Source organism: Pantoea sp. EKM21T, from assembly GCF_011800405.1.
GTDB classification, from domain to species: domain Bacteria; phylum Pseudomonadota; class Gammaproteobacteria; order Enterobacterales; family Enterobacteriaceae; genus Pantoea; species Pantoea agglomerans.
Genome location: NZ_JAALFV010000004.1, coordinates 422,019 through 441,064, shown reverse-complemented (window position 1 = coordinate 441,064; position 19,046 = coordinate 422,019). Strand labels below are relative to the sequence as shown.

Annotated in this window: 17 protein-coding genes and 1 tRNA gene; 8 read left to right on the top strand and 10 right to left on the bottom strand. The window is 54.0% G+C overall.

Features of this window, described 5'->3' with window-relative positions; translation table 11 throughout:
* Nucleotides 1-96 precede the first annotated feature (96 nt).
* Nucleotides 97-2,316 carry a catalase/peroxidase HPI gene (gene katG, locus HFD87_RS11010; RefSeq protein WP_243207477.1) on the top strand — a complete coding sequence of 740 codons (2,220 nt, stop codon included), beginning with the start codon at nucleotides 97-99 and terminating at the stop codon, nucleotides 2,314-2,316.
* 125 nt (nucleotides 2,317-2,441) lie between these two features.
* On the opposite strand, the gene HFD87_RS11005 is transcribed toward katG, so the two are convergent.
* The 4 genes from HFD87_RS11005 to HFD87_RS10990 form a co-directional block, all read right to left on the bottom strand.
* The gene (locus HFD87_RS11005) at nucleotides 2,442-3,464 is read right to left on the bottom strand and encodes a type II toxin-antitoxin system HipA family toxin (RefSeq protein WP_167423416.1); all 1,023 of its coding nucleotides are present in this window, start codon (nucleotides 3,462-3,464) and stop codon (nucleotides 2,442-2,444) included.
* Nucleotides 3,461-3,772: a HipA N-terminal domain-containing protein gene (locus HFD87_RS11000; protein ID WP_010670935.1), complete on the bottom strand. Its 312-nt coding sequence runs from the start codon at nucleotides 3,770-3,772 to the stop codon at nucleotides 3,461-3,463. Before HFD87_RS11000 ends, HFD87_RS11005 begins: the two co-directional genes overlap by 4 nt.
* The gene (locus HFD87_RS10995; protein WP_010247978.1) at nucleotides 3,757-4,101 is read right to left on the bottom strand and encodes a helix-turn-helix transcriptional regulator; all 345 of its coding nucleotides are present in this window, start codon (nucleotides 4,099-4,101) and stop codon (nucleotides 3,757-3,759) included. The genes HFD87_RS11000 and HFD87_RS10995 overlap by 16 nt, the downstream gene beginning before the upstream one ends.
* Before the next feature lie 368 nt (nucleotides 4,102-4,469).
* Nucleotides 4,470-4,545, bottom strand: a tRNA-Asn gene (locus HFD87_RS10990).
* A 333-nt stretch (nucleotides 4,546-4,878) separates the two neighbouring features.
* Between HFD87_RS10990 and HFD87_RS10985 the strand changes: the two genes are divergently transcribed.
* Complete coding sequence (locus HFD87_RS10985; protein ID WP_010247976.1) at nucleotides 4,879-6,000, top strand: Gfo/Idh/MocA family protein; 1,122 nt, start codon at nucleotides 4,879-4,881, stop codon at nucleotides 5,998-6,000.
* Between the two features lie 90 nt (nucleotides 6,001-6,090).
* On the opposite strand, the gene HFD87_RS10980 is transcribed toward HFD87_RS10985, so the two are convergent.
* The 3 genes from HFD87_RS10980 to HFD87_RS10970 all read right to left on the bottom strand — a co-directional run bounded on the left by HFD87_RS10980 (nucleotide 6,091) and on the right by HFD87_RS10970 (nucleotide 9,032).
* Nucleotides 6,091-6,921 carry a glycosyltransferase family 8 protein gene (locus tag HFD87_RS10980; RefSeq protein WP_167423415.1) on the bottom strand — a complete coding sequence of 277 codons (831 nt, stop codon included), beginning with the start codon at nucleotides 6,919-6,921 and terminating at the stop codon, nucleotides 6,091-6,093.
* A 12-nt stretch (nucleotides 6,922-6,933) separates the two neighbouring features.
* Nucleotides 6,934-8,316, bottom strand: a complete 1,383-nt coding sequence (locus HFD87_RS10975) for a D-arabinono-1,4-lactone oxidase (RefSeq protein ID WP_167423414.1) — start codon at nucleotides 8,314-8,316, stop codon at nucleotides 6,934-6,936.
* 83 nt (nucleotides 8,317-8,399) lie between these two features.
* Nucleotides 8,400-9,032: a TetR family transcriptional regulator gene (locus HFD87_RS10970; protein WP_010247970.1), complete on the bottom strand. Its 633-nt coding sequence runs from the start codon at nucleotides 9,030-9,032 to the stop codon at nucleotides 8,400-8,402.
* 151 nt (nucleotides 9,033-9,183) lie between these two features.
* Here HFD87_RS10970 and HFD87_RS10965 point away from each other — a divergent pair, with 151 nt between their 5' ends.
* Nucleotides 9,184-9,723 (top strand): DUF2058 domain-containing protein, encoded by a 540-nt coding sequence (locus tag HFD87_RS10965; protein ID WP_010247968.1) that lies wholly within the window; start codon nucleotides 9,184-9,186, stop codon nucleotides 9,721-9,723.
* A gap of 16 nt (nucleotides 9,724-9,739) precedes the next feature.
* Here the strand turns inward: HFD87_RS10965 and HFD87_RS10960 are convergent, their stop codons facing one another.
* Both HFD87_RS10960 and HFD87_RS23075 read right to left on the bottom strand, forming a co-directional pair.
* On the bottom strand, nucleotides 9,740-10,438 hold the full coding sequence (locus HFD87_RS10960; protein ID WP_124890097.1) for an RluA family pseudouridine synthase: 699 nt from the start codon (nucleotides 10,436-10,438) through the stop codon (nucleotides 9,740-9,742).
* A 72-nt stretch (nucleotides 10,439-10,510) separates the two neighbouring features.
* The gene (locus HFD87_RS23075) at nucleotides 10,511-10,645 is read right to left on the bottom strand and encodes a hypothetical protein (RefSeq protein ID WP_022624981.1); all 135 of its coding nucleotides are present in this window, start codon (nucleotides 10,643-10,645) and stop codon (nucleotides 10,511-10,513) included.
* Between the two features lie 201 nt (nucleotides 10,646-10,846).
* Here HFD87_RS23075 and HFD87_RS10950 point away from each other — a divergent pair, with 201 nt between their 5' ends.
* Nucleotides 10,847-11,107 (top strand): hypothetical protein, encoded by a 261-nt coding sequence (locus HFD87_RS10950; RefSeq protein WP_010247965.1) that lies wholly within the window; start codon nucleotides 10,847-10,849, stop codon nucleotides 11,105-11,107.
* A gap of 431 nt (nucleotides 11,108-11,538) precedes the next feature.
* Here the strand turns inward: HFD87_RS10950 and HFD87_RS10945 are convergent, their stop codons facing one another.
* Complete coding sequence (locus HFD87_RS10945) at nucleotides 11,539-13,461, bottom strand: methyl-accepting chemotaxis protein (protein WP_167423413.1); 1,923 nt, start codon at nucleotides 13,459-13,461, stop codon at nucleotides 11,539-11,541.
* Nucleotides 13,462-14,174: 713 nt separating this feature from the next.
* Between HFD87_RS10945 and HFD87_RS10940 the strand changes: the two genes are divergently transcribed.
* From HFD87_RS10940 to HFD87_RS10925, 4 genes are read left to right on the top strand one after another with little or no spacing between them, the layout of a single operon-like run.
* Nucleotides 14,175-15,053, top strand: coding sequence for an ABC transporter substrate-binding protein (locus tag HFD87_RS10940; protein ID WP_010247954.1), 879 nt, complete (start codon nucleotides 14,175-14,177; stop codon nucleotides 15,051-15,053).
* Nucleotides 15,050-15,973, top strand: a complete 924-nt coding sequence (locus tag HFD87_RS10935) for an amino acid ABC transporter permease (RefSeq protein WP_010247951.1) — start codon at nucleotides 15,050-15,052, stop codon at nucleotides 15,971-15,973. Before HFD87_RS10940 ends, HFD87_RS10935 begins: the two co-directional genes overlap by 4 nt.
* Entirely contained in the window at nucleotides 15,966-16,727 is a 762-nt protein-coding gene (locus HFD87_RS10930; protein ID WP_010670928.1) for an amino acid ABC transporter ATP-binding protein, read from the top strand. Before HFD87_RS10935 ends, HFD87_RS10930 begins: the two co-directional genes overlap by 8 nt.
* Nucleotides 16,728-16,760: 33 nt before the next feature.
* Nucleotides 16,761-19,046: a molybdopterin-dependent oxidoreductase gene (locus tag HFD87_RS10925; protein WP_050680117.1), complete on the top strand. Its 2,286-nt coding sequence runs from the start codon at nucleotides 16,761-16,763 to the stop codon at nucleotides 19,044-19,046.

The window sequence follows — 19,046 nt, the reverse complement described above, 5'->3', positions numbered from 1 at the left end:
AAGGTAAAAGCTATCAAACAGATAGGATGAGACAGGTGTGCGATCCTGAAAATCCTCTATAGAGTAGCGATGAAAATACAAAAAAGAGGTGTGACCATGAGCAATTCCATTGATGAAGATGCAAAAGATGCAAAGCCTATTGTCGAAGCCGATCGCGAAGCGCCCGAGGGCAAATGTCCTTTTCATGCTGGTAAGCCTTCTCAGGAAAATCAGGCGCCGGGCGGCGGAACAACTAACCGCGACTGGTGGCCTAATCAACTCCGGGTTGACCTGCTGAACCAGCACTCATCCCGTTCGAACCCGCTTGATGAATCCTTCGATTACCGTAAAGAATTTGCCAAATTAGATTACTCAGCGCTGAAAGCTGACATCAAAGGGTTGCTCACCGAGTCACAAGCCTGGTGGCCCGCTGACTGGGGCAGCTACATCGGCCTGTTTATTCGTATGGCCTGGCACAGCGCCGGAACCTATCGCTCCGTGGACGGACGCGGTGGTTCAGGTCGTGGTCAGCAACGCTTCGCACCCCTAAACTCCTGGCCAGACAACGTCAGTCTGGATAAAGCGCGCCGCTTACTGTGGCCGGTTAAACAGAAATATGGTCAGAAAATCTCCTGGGCCGACCTCTACATTCTGGCGGGCAACGTCGCGCTGGAAAACTCCGGATTCCGTACCTTCGGCTTTGGTGCCGGACGTGAAGATGTCTGGGAACCGGATATGGATGTGAACTGGGGCGAAGAAGCCGCATGGCTGGAACACCGTCACCCGGAATCCCTGGCACAATCGCCACTGGGCGCTACCGAAATGGGTCTGATCTACGTGAACCCGGAAGGTCCGGAACACAGCGGCGATCCTGCCTCTGCGGCCCCGGCTATTCGCGCCACTTTCGGCAACATGGGCATGAACGACGAAGAGATCGTGGCATTGATTGCTGGTGGACATACGCTGGGTAAAACCCACGGTGCCGCACCGGCCAGCCACGTCGGAGTTGATCCGGAAACTGCACCGATTGAGGCGCAGGGCCTGGGCTGGGTCAACAGCCACGGCACGGGCGTTGGCGCAGATGCGATTACCTCTGGTCTGGAAGTAATCTGGTCTCAGACGCCAACCCAGTGGAGTAACTACTTCTTCGAGAACCTGTTCAAATATGAGTGGGTTCAGACGCGCAGCCCGGCGGGTGCCATCCAGTTCGTGGCAGCTGATGCCCCGGACATTATCCCGGATGCGTTTGACGCTGCGAAGAAACACAAACCGACCATGCTGGTTACCGACCTGACGCTGCGTTTTGACCCGGAATTTGAAAAGATTTCGCGTCGTTTCCACAACGATCCGCAGGCGTTCAATGAAGCCTTTGCCCGTGCCTGGTTTAAGCTGACTCACCGTGATATGGGGCCAAAAGCACGTTATATCGGACCTGAAGTCCCGCAGGAAGATCTGATCTGGCAGGATCCGCTGCCTGCACCGGTTTATCATCCAACCGTGGCGGATATCGCGCAGCTGAAAGAGAAAATCGCTGCAACCGGCCTCAGCGTCAGCGAGCTAGTTTCGGTTGCCTGGGCTTCGGCATCAACCTTCCGTGGCGGCGACAAACGCGGTGGTGCCAACGGTGCCCGCCTGGCGTTGCTGCCGCAGCGCGAGTGGGAAATCAATGCCGTCGCAGCACGCGTGTTGCCGATGCTGGAAGCGGTGCAGCGCGAAGCGCACAAGGCTTCACTGGCAGATGTGATTGTGCTGGCGGGTGTGGTCGGCGTTGAGCAGGCGGCGAAAGCAGCTGGCGTTGAAATTGACGTGCCATTTACTCCGGGCCGTGTTGATGCGCGTCAGGATCAGACCGATATCGAGTCGTTCGGTCTGCTGAAACCGCGTGCAGATGGTTTCCGTAACTACGGTACTGGCTTCGGCAAAACCACCACCGAAAATCTGCTGATCGATAAAGCGCAGCAGCTGACCCTGACCGTGCCGGAGTTAACGGTGCTGGTTGGCGGAATGCGTGCGCTGGGTGCTAACTTTGATGGCAGCCAGCACGGCATCTTCACGCACCACACAGGGACGCTGAACACAGACTTCTTCGTGAATCTGCTGGATATGCGCACCGAGTGGAAAGCCGCCGATTCGACCAATGAGAAATTCATTGGACGGGATCGCGTCACTGGCGAAACCCGTTTCACCGCCACGCGCGCCGATCTGGTGTTTGGCTCCAATGCGGTGTTACGCGCCTCGGCGGAAGTCTACGCCAGCAGCGACGCCCGTCAAAAATTCGTCAAAGACTTTGTTGCCGCCTGGACCAAAGTGATGAATCTGGATCGGTTTGAACTCTGATTGCTGTTGACGTTGTAAAACCTGAAACCCGCTGATATTAGCGGGTTTTTTTATGAGAGCAGGTGGGTTATTCGACCGCTTAACTATCTTTTTACAACCCAGGTACAACAGGTTAATGGCATCATTTAAATTTCGGTCACTGCCAGTAACGTGATTCTTCGGGCCACGTAGGCAAGTACGGCTTCCCGCTGCGATTCAGGCATATGACTTTCATTATAAGTATCGATAATAAGCTGATGATGACTCACCACCTCGGAAAGCCATTTTCGTGCCAGTGTCGGATTAATATCCATACCCTGGGCAAGCAGGATAAAGTCTGCACCCAGATATTCTCCGTACTCTGAATTGATTCCCGGTGCGTTTCCTGCATCATTTTCTTCACGTTCCAGCAGGGGCAAAGCTAAATACTCTCCAAACGCTGCAGGGTAGGGCACAACGCTGATAAAGTCATAAACCGGGGCCAGCCAGGGTGAACCCTGCGGAGGCAGGATAATCCCGATATTGCGCAGATGAAAATCATTGTTTCCCAGCACATAGGCATACACGATGCGCAAAAAGAGGTCACGTTTACTCTTTAAGCTGCTGTTCACTCTGGTATTCAGGAACTTAGCGGCTTTCTCGTAACTGATGGCTTTATGATTATCAATCCTGCCATATTTATCGCCGAGACCCATCGCGCCATCCAGCTGTTCCTGATGTAATCTCGCGTTATCTGACGCTGTCCGGTCATACCTTTTAATGACAAACGCCAGTTCTCCTGGCCGATTTTCATCGTGTCTGAATGGCATCAGCCCGAATGGGGGTACGTCAAATTTCAGACGCTGCATAACGCACATAGTGGCATGCTCGTTTTCTGCCAGGTGTGGGTATTCTTCCGGAGAGGGTTTAAGGATATAGGTGCCATCATTGCTGACGACCACCAGTTCTCCCTTTTCCAGGCGAAGCGACAGTTTGGGTTGATAGCCTGAAATGCTCATGCCTTTCTGACGTTCAGGGAGTTCCTGAATAAACTGACTACGCGTAAACGGCAGGCTAAGAGCCACATTCAGACTACCCAGAAGATGCCGGATGCCTTTTGTTGAGTAGCCGGTTTTTAGCTCAGATTCTTTAAGCCGTTTTAATGTGATCAGGCAGCGTTCTGAATTCATGATGTTATCTCTTTAAAGACGACTGCCCCAAGCAAATCGTTACCATTTTCCATCAGTAAGCCGAACAGATCTTTATCATCAATTTTTTGAATTTCAGAATAGCGTTTTCGCAACCAGCCTTCCGGCGCTAAACCTTTAAAGAAGGGATGTAGCTCTTCACTTAAATAGGGCTCAGGTCTTACCGGCATGCTGAGAGATATCGCACAACCAGCATAAGTGGGCAGGTAGCAGAAAGTATAACCGTTTTGCCCTTCACTCAGCGTTCCTGCCAGCGTGTTGTAAAGCCACACCTCTATTTTTCGAGCCATACTTTTATACCCAGTTCTTTAAGCAAGGCGTGAAGATTTATTGCCTTTGCAGAAGATGGTTTAGCAATCAGTCGTTTAAATGTTGAGAGTGATACACCAATCTGAATCGCCATCTCTTCATAGGTGATGTTTTGTTGTTTGAGTTCATTGGCCAGTAGTTGTGGCAGTGTCGGAAACGTCAGATCACTCAGCTCCGATCGGGTGTCCGGTTTGTCCGCATTTATTGCTTCTGTTGTGACTTCTCTACTCAAAGCTAACCCCGCCAATACCTTTTGCCGATCTGACTCAGAAAGGCTTAGCAGCGAAGATTTAATCTCATCAAGGTTCATTTTTGACCTTTTCTGTAATTTCAGTACGTTTTTGAAACGATATGGTCCGACTATAGTACTAAAAGGGTCATTTTTGAACTATTTACCGGCATCATCTTCCCATCTTACAGCCAGACTGTGAAATATGCTGATGAAAGGTCATTTATGACACTTTAAGTCACTATTAATGCATTTGTTAAAAAGAGTATGAGATGTAGGGGTCAGAAATGAACCTTTAAGGCAGGGCAGAACCGAATGTCTAAGTATCAGGCAATAACCAAAATAACCGGGAATTTGAAGAGGAAACAGACTGAGTAAGACGCAGAAATATTATCAGAAGTATGAAAAGCAAAAAGCCCGCTTAGTTTCCTAAGCAGGCTTTTCTAATTTGGCTCCTCTGACTGGACTCGAACCAGTGACATACGGATTAACAGTCCGCCGTTCTACCGACTGAACTACAGAGGAATCGTTTGAACGGGGCGCATAGTAACGGCCACGCCGGGCCATGTCAAAGCTCTTTTTCATAAATTAGCGCGACTGCTGAAATAGTCGCCACTATGGCGTTTTAAGCACTGAAAGAGCGGCCTGTGCAGCTGACTCATCCGGCAAAACGGCACGTGTAAAACTGAGGTTTTTATGAGGTGTTATGGCGCTGTATAGCCCTTGTCAGGCGGCCAGGCGCGTGATTTAACCGGATAGTTTTTTACGGGCATCACAAAGTGTGGATTCTGGCTTTGTCAGCAATAAAAACGAAACGTAGATTCCATTTCAACCCTGAACTGAATCTCTGGAGTTGAAATGAACAAAGTCAGAATCGGCATGATTGGCAGCGGCTATATCGGACGCTGCCACGCGATTGCATATGCGCAGGCTCCCACCGTATTTGCGCTGAAAGGCGAAATCGTGCGGGAGATGCTGGCTGAAGTGAACCCCGAGCTGGCCGCCCGTCAGGCGGCGACCTTTGGTTTCGCGCGCTCGACGGGGGACTGGCGCGCGCTGGTCAGCGACCCGGCGATTGATGTCGTGGATATCTGCGCCCCCAACTTCCTGCATAAAGAGATGGCGCTGGAGGCGATACGCCATGGCAAACACGTTTATTCAGAAAAGCCGCTGTCATTAAGCGTGGCGGATGCGCAGGAGATGGTGGCGGCAGCTGATGCGGCAGGGGTTAAAACGCTGGTAGGCTTCAACTATATGAAAAACCCTACCAGCCAGCTGGCGAAAGAGATCATTGCCAATGGTGAGATAGGCGACGTGGTGCATTTCTACGGCACCCATAACGAGGATTATCTCGCCCGACCGGAAACGCCGCTCGACTGGCACTGTCAGAAAGCGCTGGCAGGTCTCGGTGCGCTTGGCGATCTGGCGGCGCATATCGTTAATATGGCGCACTACCTGGTTGGTGACATTGCTGAGGTCAGCGGCGACATGATGACGGTGATCGCCTCACGGCCTGACCCGAAAGAGCCTGCGCGGCAGTTACCGGTCGAAAACGAAGATCAGGCCAGCGCGCTGCTTCGCTTCCATAACGGTGCGCACGGCGTCATTGAAACCTCACGCATCGCCTGTGGTGCAAAAATGGGACTGACTTACGTTGTCACCGGCACCAAAGGCACACTACGCTACACCCAGGAGCGCATGGCGGAGCTGGAGCTTTATCTGCATGACGAACCGGCCGGGCGTCAGGGATTTAAAACTATTCTGACCGGACCAGCGCACCCTGACTACGCAAATTTCTGTGTTTCTGCCGGGCACGGCATCGGCTTTAACGATCAGAAAACGGTGGAGATTCGCGACCTGATCAACGGCATCGCAGCGGGCGATCGCATGTGGCCCGATTTTGCAGAGGGATTGCAGGTTCAGAAGGTGCTGGAAGCGATTGCTCACTCAGCAGTGCAACGCCGCTGGATTGAGGTATAGGGCAGAATCAGAGGGATAGAGGGTATTGCCGATGTGTTGATTAACCCAAGCGGGCAGGGCGGGAAACGTTGGCTTCCCGCCCACAGCCGATCAGATCAGACCGCTTTTTTCCCACCACAATTTATCCAGCGCATAAAAGCGATCGCGCTGACTCTCGGGCTGGCTGAGATCGCGTTTCCACGGTTTTGCCAGAATATAGTGCAGGTTCTTCACCTCTTCATCGTGCCAGAGACCGCTGTGCTGAAACGGCAGCGTTTTCAAGGCATTGTAGATGTAAGAGAGCGGCTTCCAGCGATCGGCAAACACTTCGTTCAGCAGATCCTGCTCGGAGAAGGGATAGTTACTGAGATCATCAATGGCGGCAATACGCTTTTCCAGTGCGTCGAACATCGCATTATCGGGCTTCAGCACCAGAAAACCGCCGTTCAGGTAAAAATCCACACTCTCTGGCGCCTTTTCACCGCGCGCCTGCCAGGTATAGTGGCACTGCTCAGGCTGCCACTCTGCCGGATATGAGGCAATCTGGTTGGGATTACAGCGGCAGGCGTGGCAGGCGGCGAGCGGTTTATCGCCCAGATCCAGGGTAAACAGCTCATCCATGTTTTGAAGGACCAGCATATCGGCATCCAGAAACACGACGCGCTCATAATCGGTGAGCTGCCAGGCGCGCAGCTTGGTCCAGACTTCGCCGAACTGCGCCGAAGCGTAGTGCTGATCCAGATCGTCGCGCGGATAGAGGGGGTCGACCGGTTTAATCACACAGCCCTCATCCTGCAAAATCTGACAGTCAGACGCTGAAATCGCCGGCGTGGTCATCACCACCAGCGGCCACTGGCTCTGGCTCTGTTGCAGCGAACGGTGCAGCGCTTTCACGCCCACCAGATAATCGGGTTGAGTTAACAGCGTTACCCAGGCAAACATAACTTTCCTCAATCAGTCAAAAAGTGGCGTGATGTAGTCGTTACCCAGTCGGCCCTGTGGGTCGAGCTGGCTGCGCAGGGCGCGGAAGGCATCCCACTGCGGATAGATCTCACGCCAGTTGTAGCGTTCTTCATCGTAATATTTGCCCCAGTGCGGGCGTCCGCCCTCTTCGGCCAGCAGTTTTTCCACTTCCGTCAGGAAGTGCAGTCCTTCCTGTGACAGCGAACCATCGTCGGCGTAATAGACAACGAAGCCGAAAAAGCAGGTTGGCTGGTCAGCGGCCGGACTGAGCCAGGCCGATGATGCACCGGTGCAGCGCAGGATAATCGGGTAGTGCATATGCGGACGGTTCTCGGCATACCACTGCTTGATGCGGCGAATGATGGCCGGGGTTTTTGCCAGCGGCACGCCGATTTCCACATTGATCTGCGGCACTGCAATGCCGCGGCAGAAGAGCTGGTAAATGTCACCGGTAACATCGGTGAAATCACGAAAACGGGTGACGGTGCGAAACTGTTTTCCCCCTTTGCCCTCAATCTGCGTATCGCGGTGCATATGTGCCAGCGTCTGGTCGATAGTGTCGTTGAGGCTTTCGTCAACTTCGCCGTCATGTTCCACCACCTGACGACCCTGCGCTTCGTAGCGCTGACGCTCTTCATCACTCGCCTCATGGGCGTTCCAGACGTGCATCAGGTTGTCATCGACAAACCACCAGGCTTTGCTCAGCGGATAGTCGTTGTTCCAGCGCAGCAGATCCTCTTCAAGGGTATCGGCGGAGACGGCATTTTTGTGGCAGGTGAAGATGCTAAACGGCTGGGTACGCAGGGTTACCGCGGTAACAATGCCTAGTGCGCCCAGTGAGACCTGCGCTGCCGGGAAGTCAGCGTCGCCACGAACAAATTCGCGCACGCTGCCATCAGCCAGCACCATTCTGATTGCCAGCGCTTCGTCGGCAATCGAACTCTGCTGCAATCCCTGGCCGTGCGTTCCGGTCGCCATCGCGCCCGCCAGCGTCTGAATCGCAATCACGCCTGGCGATGAAGCCAGCATGCGGTTCATTTCGGTCAGGCTGCGATAGACCTGCTCAAGCGGGGTCGCGCCACCAAAGGTCACGCTCTGTTCATCACTGGCAAGCTGGCCGCTCAGGGCGCTGAGATCGAGCAGCACATCGTCATCACTGACATGCAGCATACGACCAGGCGACAGCTTGCTGCCAATCACCCGAATCTGGCCGTGTGACTCCCGGATAAGTCTCTGTAATTCCGCTTCACTGGCGGGACGCTGAACCTGGTGACGGCTGCCGATTTGCGCGTTCTGCGCCCAGTTCCACAGCGCATCATCATCGGGTTCAACATGGGTCTGACGAAGCGGATAGAGGCGTGCATCTCTGCTCACAACAGCATTCCTTATTATTGCATTTTAGTGACAAGTATCAGTAAGCGTAGACTATGGCTAAGCGCAGCCCGGCCTGCGGGCAATTATTTGCGGATATAGCGTAACGTTGCGGTTACAGCCAGCTGACGATTGCGGCGGATACTCTCTGCTTCGCTGTTGTCCGGGCTGAAAAGGGCGTTGAAGGTGTAGCGGTTTGAGACGTGATGAACGCAGATACTGCTGATCAGGCGATGGACATCGATGGTCTGCACATCGGCAGTGAACACGCCCTGTTGCTGACCGCGTGCCAGAATGTCATCCAGCAGATCCAGCGCGCTGCGATTAAGGGCTTTAATCTGCGGCGACTGGGTGATGTAGCGCCCGCGCAACAGGTTCTCACTGCAGACCAGCCGGATAAAATCGGGATGCTCGACATGGTAATCAAAACTGGCTTCCACCAGGCGGGTCATGGCCAGTTCCGGCTCCATCGCCGCCAGGTTCAGGCCGGTTTCGTGCTGACGTATCTGCTGATAAACCTGCTCCAGCACGTGGATATAAAGCTGCTCTTTACTGCCAAAGTGATAGACCACCATGCGTTTAGTGGTTTGCGCATGCTCAGCAATCTGCTCCAGCCTGGCACCCTGCATACCAAACTCCGCGAAGGTTTTCAGTGCGCCTGCGATAATGCGTTTTTTCAGCCCTTCAGGGTCATTTTTACGTTTTGTTAGCTCTGACATGGTGCTCAATAAGGTGATTTTGACCGGGGAATGTTAGCACAGTGTTGAGAGGCTGCCCGCAATCGCGGGCGTGGCAGGTGCGGCAACCTGGTACAGCCCGGATGATTACAGGTATAATCCCGGACATTATTTCACAGGTTCAGAGACGACAATGACAAAACTCACCTTGCAAGAGCAGATGCTGAAAGCGGGATTAGTATCCAGCAAAAAAATGGACAAGGTTCAGCGGACAGCGAAGAAATCCAGGGTTCAGGCACGCGAAGCCAGAGCGGCGGTGGAAGATAACAAAAAAGCGCAGCTTGAGCGGGATAAGCAGCTGAACGAGCAGCAGAAGCTGGCTGTGCTGTCTAAAGAGTACAAAGCGCAGGTCAAACAGCTGATCGAAATGAACAAAATTGACGTGGCAAGAGGCAACATCAGCTTCAATTTCACCGACAATAACCTGATCAAAAAGATTATGGTGGATAAACTGACGCAGACTCAGCTGATCAATGGGCGTCTCGCCATTGCCCGCCTGGCGGCTGACAATAATGGCGAGAGCCAGTACGCTATCATCCCGGCCAGCGTAGCGGATAAAATTGCGCAGCGTGATGCCAGTGCCATCGTATTAAACAGTGCATTAAGCGAAGAAGCACAGGACGAAGATGATCCTTATGCTGATTTCAAAGTGCCTGATGATTTGATGTGGTAACAGCGCGCTGACGCATTCAGAACGGGCTGTCGGCAGAGAGTTGCAGCGTGCTGCCGCTGACAGGGTGAACAAACGTCAATCCGCTGGCGTGCAACATCAGTCTCTCTGCCTGATCTGCGCCAGGCAGCAAAAGCCCGCCGTAGAGATCACAGCCCAGAATCGGGTGCCCCAGCTGCTGACAGTGAATGCGCAGCTGATGGGTGCGCCCGGTTTCCGGCATCAGTTCGACCCGCGTGACCGGCAATCCCTTTCCCTTTTTTTCCTGATAATAACCGCGTTCTATGACCCGGTAGCGTGAGCGCGCAGGTTTCCCCTGGATCGGGCAAATCACCATCCGGGGAAACTGCGCCGGATCTTTCGCTATCGCGGCATCAATAACGCCTTCGTCATCGGCAAGGTGCCCGCACAGCAGCGACTGATAAGTTTTACGCACGCTGCGCTGGCTGAATTGCTGGCAGAGTGCCGCATTAATCGTTTTGCTGCGTGCGACGACCATCAGCCCGGAGGTGCCAAAATCGAGCCGATGAACCAGCGTGCAGCCAGGAAAAAGCTTCACCAGCCGATGATGCACCGAATCGAGGTTTTGCGGATTTTTGCCTGACAGGCTCAGCAAACCGCTGGGTTTATTGATCACCAGCAGATGGTCGTCCTGAAAGAGGAGGGTTATCTCATCAAAGCAGGGCGGGGCGATAAACGTATCGATAATGGCAGACATCGGGTAACCGGCAGGTAAGTGGCAACGGATCATAACCGATTGGCCAGTCACTGACGATGCCGCGCGCAGCCATTATTCTTCGCTGATCGTTTCCCCGCTTTGCGTGAAGAGTGACTGGCCAGCCTGCTGCGTTTCAAATTTGCCATGGGCAGCAAAAACGGAACAGACCGTCGCAGCCAGCAGCGTAAGGAGAATGGAAAGTTTCATGGTGACATCCCATCGTGAATTTAAAAGCAAGTCTGACAGGAAGGGCGGCAGAGACAAACAGAACAATCCGGAAAAAAAACATTAAGAACATTTGTTCAGCAAGTTGCGCGATTTTTAGTGATAAATTCGGGCAGTTCTCTCTTTTACGACTACAGTCTCTGGTGAGGTTGTCATCAATTCGTATCTAATGGAGGATTTTCTGTGTTATTTCAAAACGACGAGAAAGGCCACGTCATTATTGGCGAAGCGGCACTAAGCCTTGCCCTGGGTGAAAAAGAAATCAGTATCGCAACACTCTTTACCCAACTGGGTTATATGGCGAAATCTGAAAGCAACGCGGATCGGCTGACGAAAATCGCCGAAGCCAGAAGCTGGCTGAGTAGTTTTGAGTCACCGGCGATTGCTCAACAGCAGGTGCCGTACCTGCAGACGCTTGCAAGCCTGAACGAAGAGCTGAACTAGCAGTAACGGAACTGATGCCAATGGACGTAGTCCGGCTCCGGCCGGAAAACGACGAAGCGGATGACCTCATCGGTTGCGCGAAAGCGTATACCGGCCGGAGAAGCTGTCAGGGACGACAACTCTCTCTCCATCGCTTTCTGTACAGACCGATCGCGATTCTTATCTACCCTCATTTCAAAGCCAGCCGGGATATAAACCGGAATCATCAGGCACGAGCCAGCTTGTTTCAGCTGTCGTGGCCGAAATATGACCTTCCCTCAGTTTCCGGATGCTCGCCTGACCCTGTCATTCCCGCGTTAACCGCTACGGCTTATTATCTTCTGATTAATCAGATCACTTATTTGTCTGAAGAGGGCTGTTATTTCAGCCAGCCTCAATCAATTAAGGCTGGCTCTATTTACCGTCAGACAGAATTAACGCTTCGCTAACCGTTAAAAGCTTTCCCAGCTTGAGTCTGCTGATGTATTAACGGGCGCAGCGGGTACTAAACGCGGTGACAGGGCAGGTGCGCCCCGGCTGACACTGCTCTGTCCTAGAGAAAGACGGAATACGGCCACTGTTTTTTCCAGTTCATCAGCCTGAGATTCCAGTGAGCTGGCTGCGGCGGAGGACTCTTCAACCAGCGCGGCGTTCTGTTGCGTCGTGGTATCCATCTCGGCCATTGCCGTGGCGATCTGAGAAATGCCGCGGTTTTGCTCGTCAGAGGCGGCAGCAATTTCACCCATAATATCTTTAACCTGACTGACAGAGCGGACGATGTCATCCATGGTGGTACCGGCGCGTTCCACAAACTCAGAACCATCATGAACCCGATCAAGTGACTCGCGTATCAGCGTTTCAATCTCTTTGGCGGCCAGTGAACTGCGCTGGGCCAGATTTCTGACTTCACCGGCAACCACCGCAAATCCGCGACCCTGCTCTCCGGCTCGTGCCGCTTCGACGGCGGCGTTAAGGGCCAGAATATTGGTCTGGAAAGAGATGCTGTTGATGACGTGAATGATCTCGCCGATTTTGCCCGAACTCTGGCTGATGTTGTTCATGGTTTCGATAACGTCACGGATAATCTCGCCACCACGTCCGGCATTCACTGACGCGTCTGTCGCCAGCTGACTCGCATGGTGAGCGTTCTCCGCATTCTGTTTCACCGTTGAAGAGAGCTCTTCCATGCTGGCCGCGGTCTGAACCACTGCGGCAGACTGCTGTTCTGTGCGGGATGAAAGATCGGTATTACCTGCCGCGATTTCCGCCGAGGCACGCGCCACGCTGCTGACGCCATCACGCACGTTGGTGATGATATTCTGCAGGCTGATGTTCATTGCATCTACCGCCTGCATCAGCTGACCTAACTCATCACCACGTGTGGTTTTCAGTGAGGTTGTTAAATCACCGCTGGCAATACGTTGCGCTGCGTTCAGCGTCTCTTTCAATGGCAGCGTAATGTTGCGGGTGATCCGCCAGGCAATCAGCAGACTCAGCACCACACAAATCAGCGCGGCAAAAGCAATGCGCCACTCCGCCTGTTTGATAAATTCAGAGGATAGCTGGGACTGATAGGCAAAGGTATCGGAGACCACCGCATTGAGCCGCTCTGCGGTGGTGGTCAGGCCCGCCGATTCGCTCTTTTCTTTCTCTGTCGCATCGACATAGCGCGTTAAAGCCTGGCGTTGCTGCGTCAGAGTGCTGAGCACATTTCGCGTTACGTCATTAATATTCGGCTGGGCGAAAATATCCAGTTGCTCGCTCAGAGTGTTGATAGCGGTGTATTCTTCAAGAATCGCCTCTCTGCTGGCCTCAGACGGCTTATCGAGAAACGCTTTTTCAACATTGGCCGCATCAAACAGCGCTGCGGCCAGGTGCATGACCGGCAGCGCCGCGTCGGGTGTCAGAGCCATATCGAGTGATTCAAACTGATGCGCAAGCGCAATCAGGGCACCCGGTTTAATGGCATCAAAGGCGCTGCTTGTCGCCTGCGCAGCCGTCACGAATGTCTGGCGCTGATTCTGATAATCGTTAAGTAACTGCCCCATCAGCGCGACTTTCTGCTGGCCCATCTCATCCCATTTGAATCCATCCAGCCGTTTATAAAGGGCATCTAACTCCTTCAGGGCCTGAACGTTCTGCGTGGCAAATTTGGGATCTTTGGTGTACTGGTAGAGGGTGCGGTTAAGGCGTGCCTTGCTTAACGTGTTTACCATCTCCACGGTAATCGTGCGCCGGGCGGAGTTGTCTTTAATACTGCGAAAACAATCGAAAGCGATAAAAGTAATGGCGAGGGAGGCAGCAATGACGACGATAAAACCGACGCCCAGTTTTTTCCCAATTTTAATATCGGAGATGCGTTGAGCAAGGCCCATAAGGTTCACCTTTAGTGAGATATCAGAAGCAGAGAAGAGGCTGTTAAATAATTCAAAGATAATCTTCTTATCGTCAGCGCCAGACTAATCTTTAATATTATTTATGCTTACTCAATGATCTGATTAATGAGGCTTTCATTATTCTCAAGGGAAACTATCTGCCTGCTAATCTTTGATTTACTTCGTGTAATGTATTGATAATTTTGATTAAAATTATGATTCCCGTGCCTGCTGCAGTCTTTACATTACCTGAATAAATAGTTATTGATTTTGATCAAATAAGTCCCAGATAAAAGAATCGGTCAGGCGCAGAGGGATGATTTTTCAATAAATACTTATCAATGAAATTATATTTTTATTAATCATCAGAGCCTGGCTGTGCCAATTAATTAACCGCAGTATGACGTTTTCTCGCCTCGCCAATCCTTACCAAACTGCTCATCTCTTCGGTCACAGGATGCCAGCGCCTGTTCAACAGGCTGGCAAGGCGCGCCATTGCCATATTCCAGCAAAATATTCCCGGTTTTAGCATTTGTGATCGTCGCCGGTCTTCACTGAGAATGACAACAGAACGTTACGAGGATGATAAAAGCTCTGGAGCCCGCCGCTTATCTGGCTTTCTTTCAGCGCTGACAACAGGTCACGATCGCTTTTCCCTCTGGGGGAACATTTTAAATATCAGGAGAAAGGTTCCGGTGAAATTGATAAAAAGAATGACCCTTTTCACACTCGTGCTCAACGCATCCGTCAGCTTTGCGGCAGAACCCTCAGTGCCTGCTGACAGCAGCATACATGTCAAAGCCGATCCGGCGCTGAAAACGCTGATTCCTGCGGATATCCTCAAGCGTGGCTACATTGTGGCAGGAACAAACCCGAATACGCCGCCAACTACCTTTTATAAAGAAGATAATAAGACGCTGGCCGGTCGCGAAATCGACATCATGAATGCGGTGGGTGAACGTCTGGGTATCGCGGTAGAGTGGCGCGACACGGGCGGCTTCGACAACATCATTCCCGGTCTGAAAACCGGACGTTACGATGTGGCGCTGTCGAACATCAACGCCACACCGACCCGCCTGAAACAGATCGACTTTGTCGGCTACTACAACGCCAGCCTGCTGGGAATTATTTCCCGAAAAGACGCCAGTATCGCCCCGTTTAAATCACTCAGTGACGTCTGCGGCAAAGAGGTCGGCGCCGGTTCCGGTACCACCCAGGTTACGCGGCTGGAAGAAGCCAGTAAAGCCTGTGAGGCTGCAGGTAAGCAGCCCATCAAGGTAGCGATATTCCCGGATCGTCCGGCTGGCGTGCAGGCGGTGGTCAGCGGTCGCGTACCGCTGTTCCTGGGTCCCTATGAGGGGCTGCTGTGGCAGGTTAAGGTAATCAAACCGCTGACCATGAGCGGCGAAATCACCGTTAACGATGCACCGGTCTCTGTCGCTTTCCCAAAAGCCTCTCCGCTTGAACCTGCCGTGCAGGCCGCGCTGAACTCATTAATCAAAGATGGCAGCTACCGGAAAATCCTCGATAACTGGGGAATCGGATTTGGTGCTGTGACCGAAGCCCGACGCAACGAAGAGATTTTTAAATGAGTGAGATTCAGAACCACACTGACGATCTGAAAATCGTCAGTAAACGCTACTACGGACGCTGGCTGAGTGCGCTGGTGGTGCTGTTGTGCGTGGTGGCGATGGCACATTCGATGATTAACAATCCGCGCTTTGAGTGGGGGATCATCGCAGAAAACTTCACTGCGCCCTCCATTCTGCAGGGGGTGTTAATGACGCTGCAGCTCACCGCCATTTCAGTGGTGCTGGGCTTTGCCTTCGGCACGGTGCTGGCGCTGATGCGTCTCTCATCAAACCCGGTTCTGGTTGCGGTGAGCTGGGCCTACACCTGGTTTTTCCGTGGTGTACCGATGCTGGTGCAGCTGTTTCTCTGGTACAACATCGCGGCGCTCTATCCCAGAATAGCGCTGTCGATTCCCGGTTTAGGTGAGATCTGGAGTGCACAGTCCAACGCGCTGGTCAGCCCGTTTAGTGCGGCAGTGATCGCGCTGGTCATGCATCAGTCCGCCTATGCCGCAGAAATTGTGCGCGCGGGTATCCAGAGCGTGGGTAATGGGCAGATTGAAGCGGCACGCGCGCTTGGATATCGCCCGGCTCAGATTTTCCGTCATACCGTTTTACCGCAGGCGATGCGCGCCATTATGCCGCCAGCGGGTAACGAGATCATTGGCCAGTTGAAAACCACGGCAGTGGTGTCAGTGATTTCTCTGCAGGATGTGCTGTTTTCGGCGCAGATTATCTATCAGCGCACCTATGAAGTGATCCCGCTGCTGCTGGTCGCCACTCTGTGGTATCTGCTGATGACCTCAGTGCTGTCGGTGGGCCAGTATTACGTGGAGCGTTATTTTGGCCGCGGTGTCACGCGGCGTGAAAAGCGCAGCCTCTGGCCGTCGTTGCCGCGCTTTTCGCTGCCGAAAACGCAAAGGAGTGTGAGCAATGGCTGAAGCAATTGCACTGCGCAGGGTCACCAAGCGCTTCTCTGGCGTAACCATCCTCGACGACGTTAACCTGGATATACCTGCCGGGTCGGTCACGGTGATTCTGGGGCCATCCGGCTCCGGTAAATCCACGCTGCTGCGCTGCATTAATCACCTTGAGAAGCTGGATGGTGGCACCATCCGTATCGGCGGCCAGATGGTGGGATACCGACAAAAAGGCCAGGCGCTGCACGAACTCAACAGCAGTGCCATTGCACGCCAGCGGGCGGAAATCGGCATGGTGTTTCAGCAATTCAACCTGTTCCCGCACCGTACCGTGTTGCAGAACATCACGGATGCGCCGATGCGGGTGAAAAAGCAGAGCCGCCATCAGGCGACCAGCAAAGCACTGGCGCTGCTGAAACAGGTGGGGCTGTCTGGTCGCGAAGATGAGTGGCCGCAAAACCTTTCCGGTGGTCAGCAGCAGCGCGTTGCGATTGCCCGCGCACTGGCGATGGATCCTGGCGTTATGTTGTTTGATGAACCGACCTCGGCGCTTGACCCGGAACTGGTGGGTGAAGTGCTGCAGGTCATTAAACAGCTGGCGCATTCCGGTATCACCATGGTGGTTGTCACCCATGAAATCGGATTTGCCCGCGAGGTCGCCGATAACATCGTCTTTATGGAGAGCGGCAAAATTGTGGCGGCTGGCCCGACGCAGCAGGTACTCGACGATCCGGACAACGGACGCGTCAGAAACTTTATCGCAACGGTGCTCTGAGCACCGTTTCTTTTGTGATAACCAGGAAGCAGGATGACGCAAAAACCGGTAATGCACAGCGCCCACTGGGGCGCTTTTCACGCTGAGCGCAGCGGCGATCAACTGCTTATTGAGCCGTTCGGGGGCGATCCCGACCCCAGTCCGCTGTTGCAAAACTTCCGTCATGCACTTAATCACCCGGCACGCGTCGCACGGCCGATGATACGGCGTGGCTGGCTGGAAAACGGGCCTGGCCCGGATCGGCGTCGTGGGGCAGATGAATATGTCGCGGTTAGCTGGGAGGAAGCCAGTCATCGGGTTGCACTGGAGCTTAAGCGGGTCGGTGAGGCTTACGGCCCGGCGGGGATTTTTGGCGGATCTTACGGATGGTCAAGCGCAGGCCGTTTCCATCACGCCCAAAGTCAGGTGCACCGTTTCCTGAACACCACGCTGGGCGGCTATGTTCGCTCAGTTAACAGCTACAGCTCCGGCGCGGCATCGGTTTTGCTGCCGCATATTGTGGGCGACATGAATGAAGTCGCCCGGCGTGGCGTGAGCTGGGAAGAGATTGCCGGTCACAGCGAGGTGGTGCTGGCGTTTGGCGGGCTGGCGCTGAAAAATGCCCAGGTGGCCAGCGGCGGCCTGAGTGAGCATACCGAGCGCGGATTTATGCAGCGTGCGGCACAGCGCGGCACCCGTTTTATCTCGGTAAGCCCACTGAAAAGCGATTTGCCAGAGGAAGCACAGGGTGAGTGGCTGGCGCTGCGACCCGGAACGGATGCGGCGTTTATACTCGGCCTGCTGGCGGTATTAATCACCGAAGGGTTAACCGATGAGGCATTTCTGGCGCGCTACTGTGTCGGCTGGCCTCAGATGGTGGCCTACATCCGGGGTGAAGAGGATGGCGTGGTGCGTGACGCGCCGTGGGCGGCCGCGATCTGTGGCGTCAGCAGCGACCTGATCAGGCAGTTCGCCCGACAGCTGCACGGCAAGCGCGTACTGGTTACGGTCGCCCATGCCTTACAACGCGCCGAGCATGGCGAACAACCGGTCTGGCTTGGCCTGGTGCTGGCGGCGGCACTCGGACAGCCCGGGCTGCCCGGCGGCGGCTATACCTATGCACTGGGTGCGCTGGGCCATTATGGCAAACATCACAATCTGGTCAGCTTTCCGTCCCTGCCGCAGGGCAAAAATGGCATCGACCGCTTTATTCCGGTAGCCCGTATTGCCGATATGCTGCTCAATCCCGGCACCAGGTTTGACTACAATGGCCGTCAGCTTACTTATCCTCATATCCGGCTGGCTTACTGGGCGGGCGGCAATCCGTTTCACCACCATCAGGATCTGGCCCGGCTGCGTCAGGCGTTTTGCCAGTTGGATACGTTCATCGTGCATGAGAGCGTCTGGACCGCCAGTGCGCGTCATGCTGATATCGTCCTGCCCGCCACCATGACCCTGGAGCGAGAGGATATCGGCGGTGCGCCGACCGATCGCCATTTAATCGCCATGCAGCCAGTGGCACAGCCTTACGCCGAAGCCAGGGACGATTACACGATTTTCCGTGAGCTGGCCAGGCAACTTGGCCGGGAAGAAGCGTTTAGCGAAGGGCGCGATGCGCGAGGCTGGTTGCAGCATCTTTACCATCAGCTACAGGAAAAACTGGCGGCGCATCAGGTGCAGACACCGGATTTCAATCAGTTCTGGCAGCAGGGCATCCTGGCGTTGCCGCAGGTGAAGGATGGTGGACGGATGATCAATGCGTTTCGCGCTGACCCTGATGCTGCACCGCTGCCCACAGCAGGCGGCAAAATTGAGATCTTCTCCGCCACTATCGCCAGCTTTGGTTATGACAACTGTCCCGGCCATCCGGTATGGCGTGAACCCCAGCAAAAACCCAGCGCCGACTACCCATTCTGGCTGATTGCCAATCAGCCCGCGACGCGCCTGCACAGTCAGCTCGATTTTGGTGATTTCAGTCAGAGTGGCAAGCGTGGCGGGCGCGAAGTCTGTAGCCTCAACAGCGAGGATGCCGCAGCCCGGGCTATCGCGGATGGCGACATCATTGAGCTTTATAACGATCGGGGCCATGTGCTCGCCAGCGCACGTCTCACCGACACGGTTATGCCTGGCGTGGTACAGCTACCAACCGGTGCCTGGTACGATCCGGTCGACGCCACTGCCGCCCGTCCGCTTTGTCGTCACGGTAATCCCAATGTGCTGACGCTGGATATCGGGACGTCATCTCTGGCGCAGGGATGTAGCGGGCAGATTACGGTGGTACAGGTGCGTAAATTTGCCGGGGAAGTCACGCCGGTGCAGGCCTTTATTCCCCCGTTATGA

What these genes read in the sequence shown, in the direction of transcription:
- katG (WP_243207477.1), top strand. Translation starts at nt 97, where the DNA reads ATGAGCAATTCCATTGATGAAGATGCAAAAGATGCAAAGCCTATTGTC.
- HFD87_RS11005 (WP_167423416.1), bottom strand. Translation starts at nt 3,464, where the DNA reads ATGAATTCAGAACGCTGCCTGATCACATTAAAACGGCTTAAAGAATCT.
- HFD87_RS11000 (WP_010670935.1), bottom strand. Translation starts at nt 3,772, where the DNA reads ATGGCTCGAAAAATAGAGGTGTGGCTTTACAACACGCTGGCAGGAACG.
- HFD87_RS10995 (WP_010247978.1), bottom strand. Translation starts at nt 4,101, where the DNA reads ATGAACCTTGATGAGATTAAATCTTCGCTGCTAAGCCTTTCTGAGTCA.
- HFD87_RS10985 (WP_010247976.1), top strand. Translation starts at nt 4,879, where the DNA reads ATGAACAAAGTCAGAATCGGCATGATTGGCAGCGGCTATATCGGACGC.
- HFD87_RS10980 (WP_167423415.1), bottom strand. Translation starts at nt 6,921, where the DNA reads ATGTTTGCCTGGGTAACGCTGTTAACTCAACCCGATTATCTGGTGGGC.
- HFD87_RS10970 (WP_010247970.1), bottom strand. Translation starts at nt 9,032, where the DNA reads ATGTCAGAGCTAACAAAACGTAAAAATGACCCTGAAGGGCTGAAAAAA.
- HFD87_RS10965 (WP_010247968.1), top strand. Translation starts at nt 9,184, where the DNA reads ATGACAAAACTCACCTTGCAAGAGCAGATGCTGAAAGCGGGATTAGTA.
- HFD87_RS10960 (WP_124890097.1), bottom strand. Translation starts at nt 10,438, where the DNA reads ATGTCTGCCATTATCGATACGTTTATCGCCCCGCCCTGCTTTGATGAG.
- HFD87_RS23075 (WP_022624981.1), bottom strand. Translation starts at nt 10,645, where the DNA reads ATGAAACTTTCCATTCTCCTTACGCTGCTGGCTGCGACGGTCTGTTCC.
- HFD87_RS10945 (WP_167423413.1), bottom strand. Translation starts at nt 13,461, where the DNA reads ATGGGCCTTGCTCAACGCATCTCCGATATTAAAATTGGGAAAAAACTG.
- HFD87_RS10940 (WP_010247954.1), top strand. Translation starts at nt 14,175, where the DNA reads ATGACCCTTTTCACACTCGTGCTCAACGCATCCGTCAGCTTTGCGGCA.
- HFD87_RS10935 (WP_010247951.1), top strand. Translation starts at nt 15,050, where the DNA reads ATGAGTGAGATTCAGAACCACACTGACGATCTGAAAATCGTCAGTAAA.
- HFD87_RS10930 (WP_010670928.1), top strand. Translation starts at nt 15,966, where the DNA reads ATGGCTGAAGCAATTGCACTGCGCAGGGTCACCAAGCGCTTCTCTGGC.
- HFD87_RS10925 (WP_050680117.1), top strand. Translation starts at nt 16,761, where the DNA reads ATGACGCAAAAACCGGTAATGCACAGCGCCCACTGGGGCGCTTTTCAC.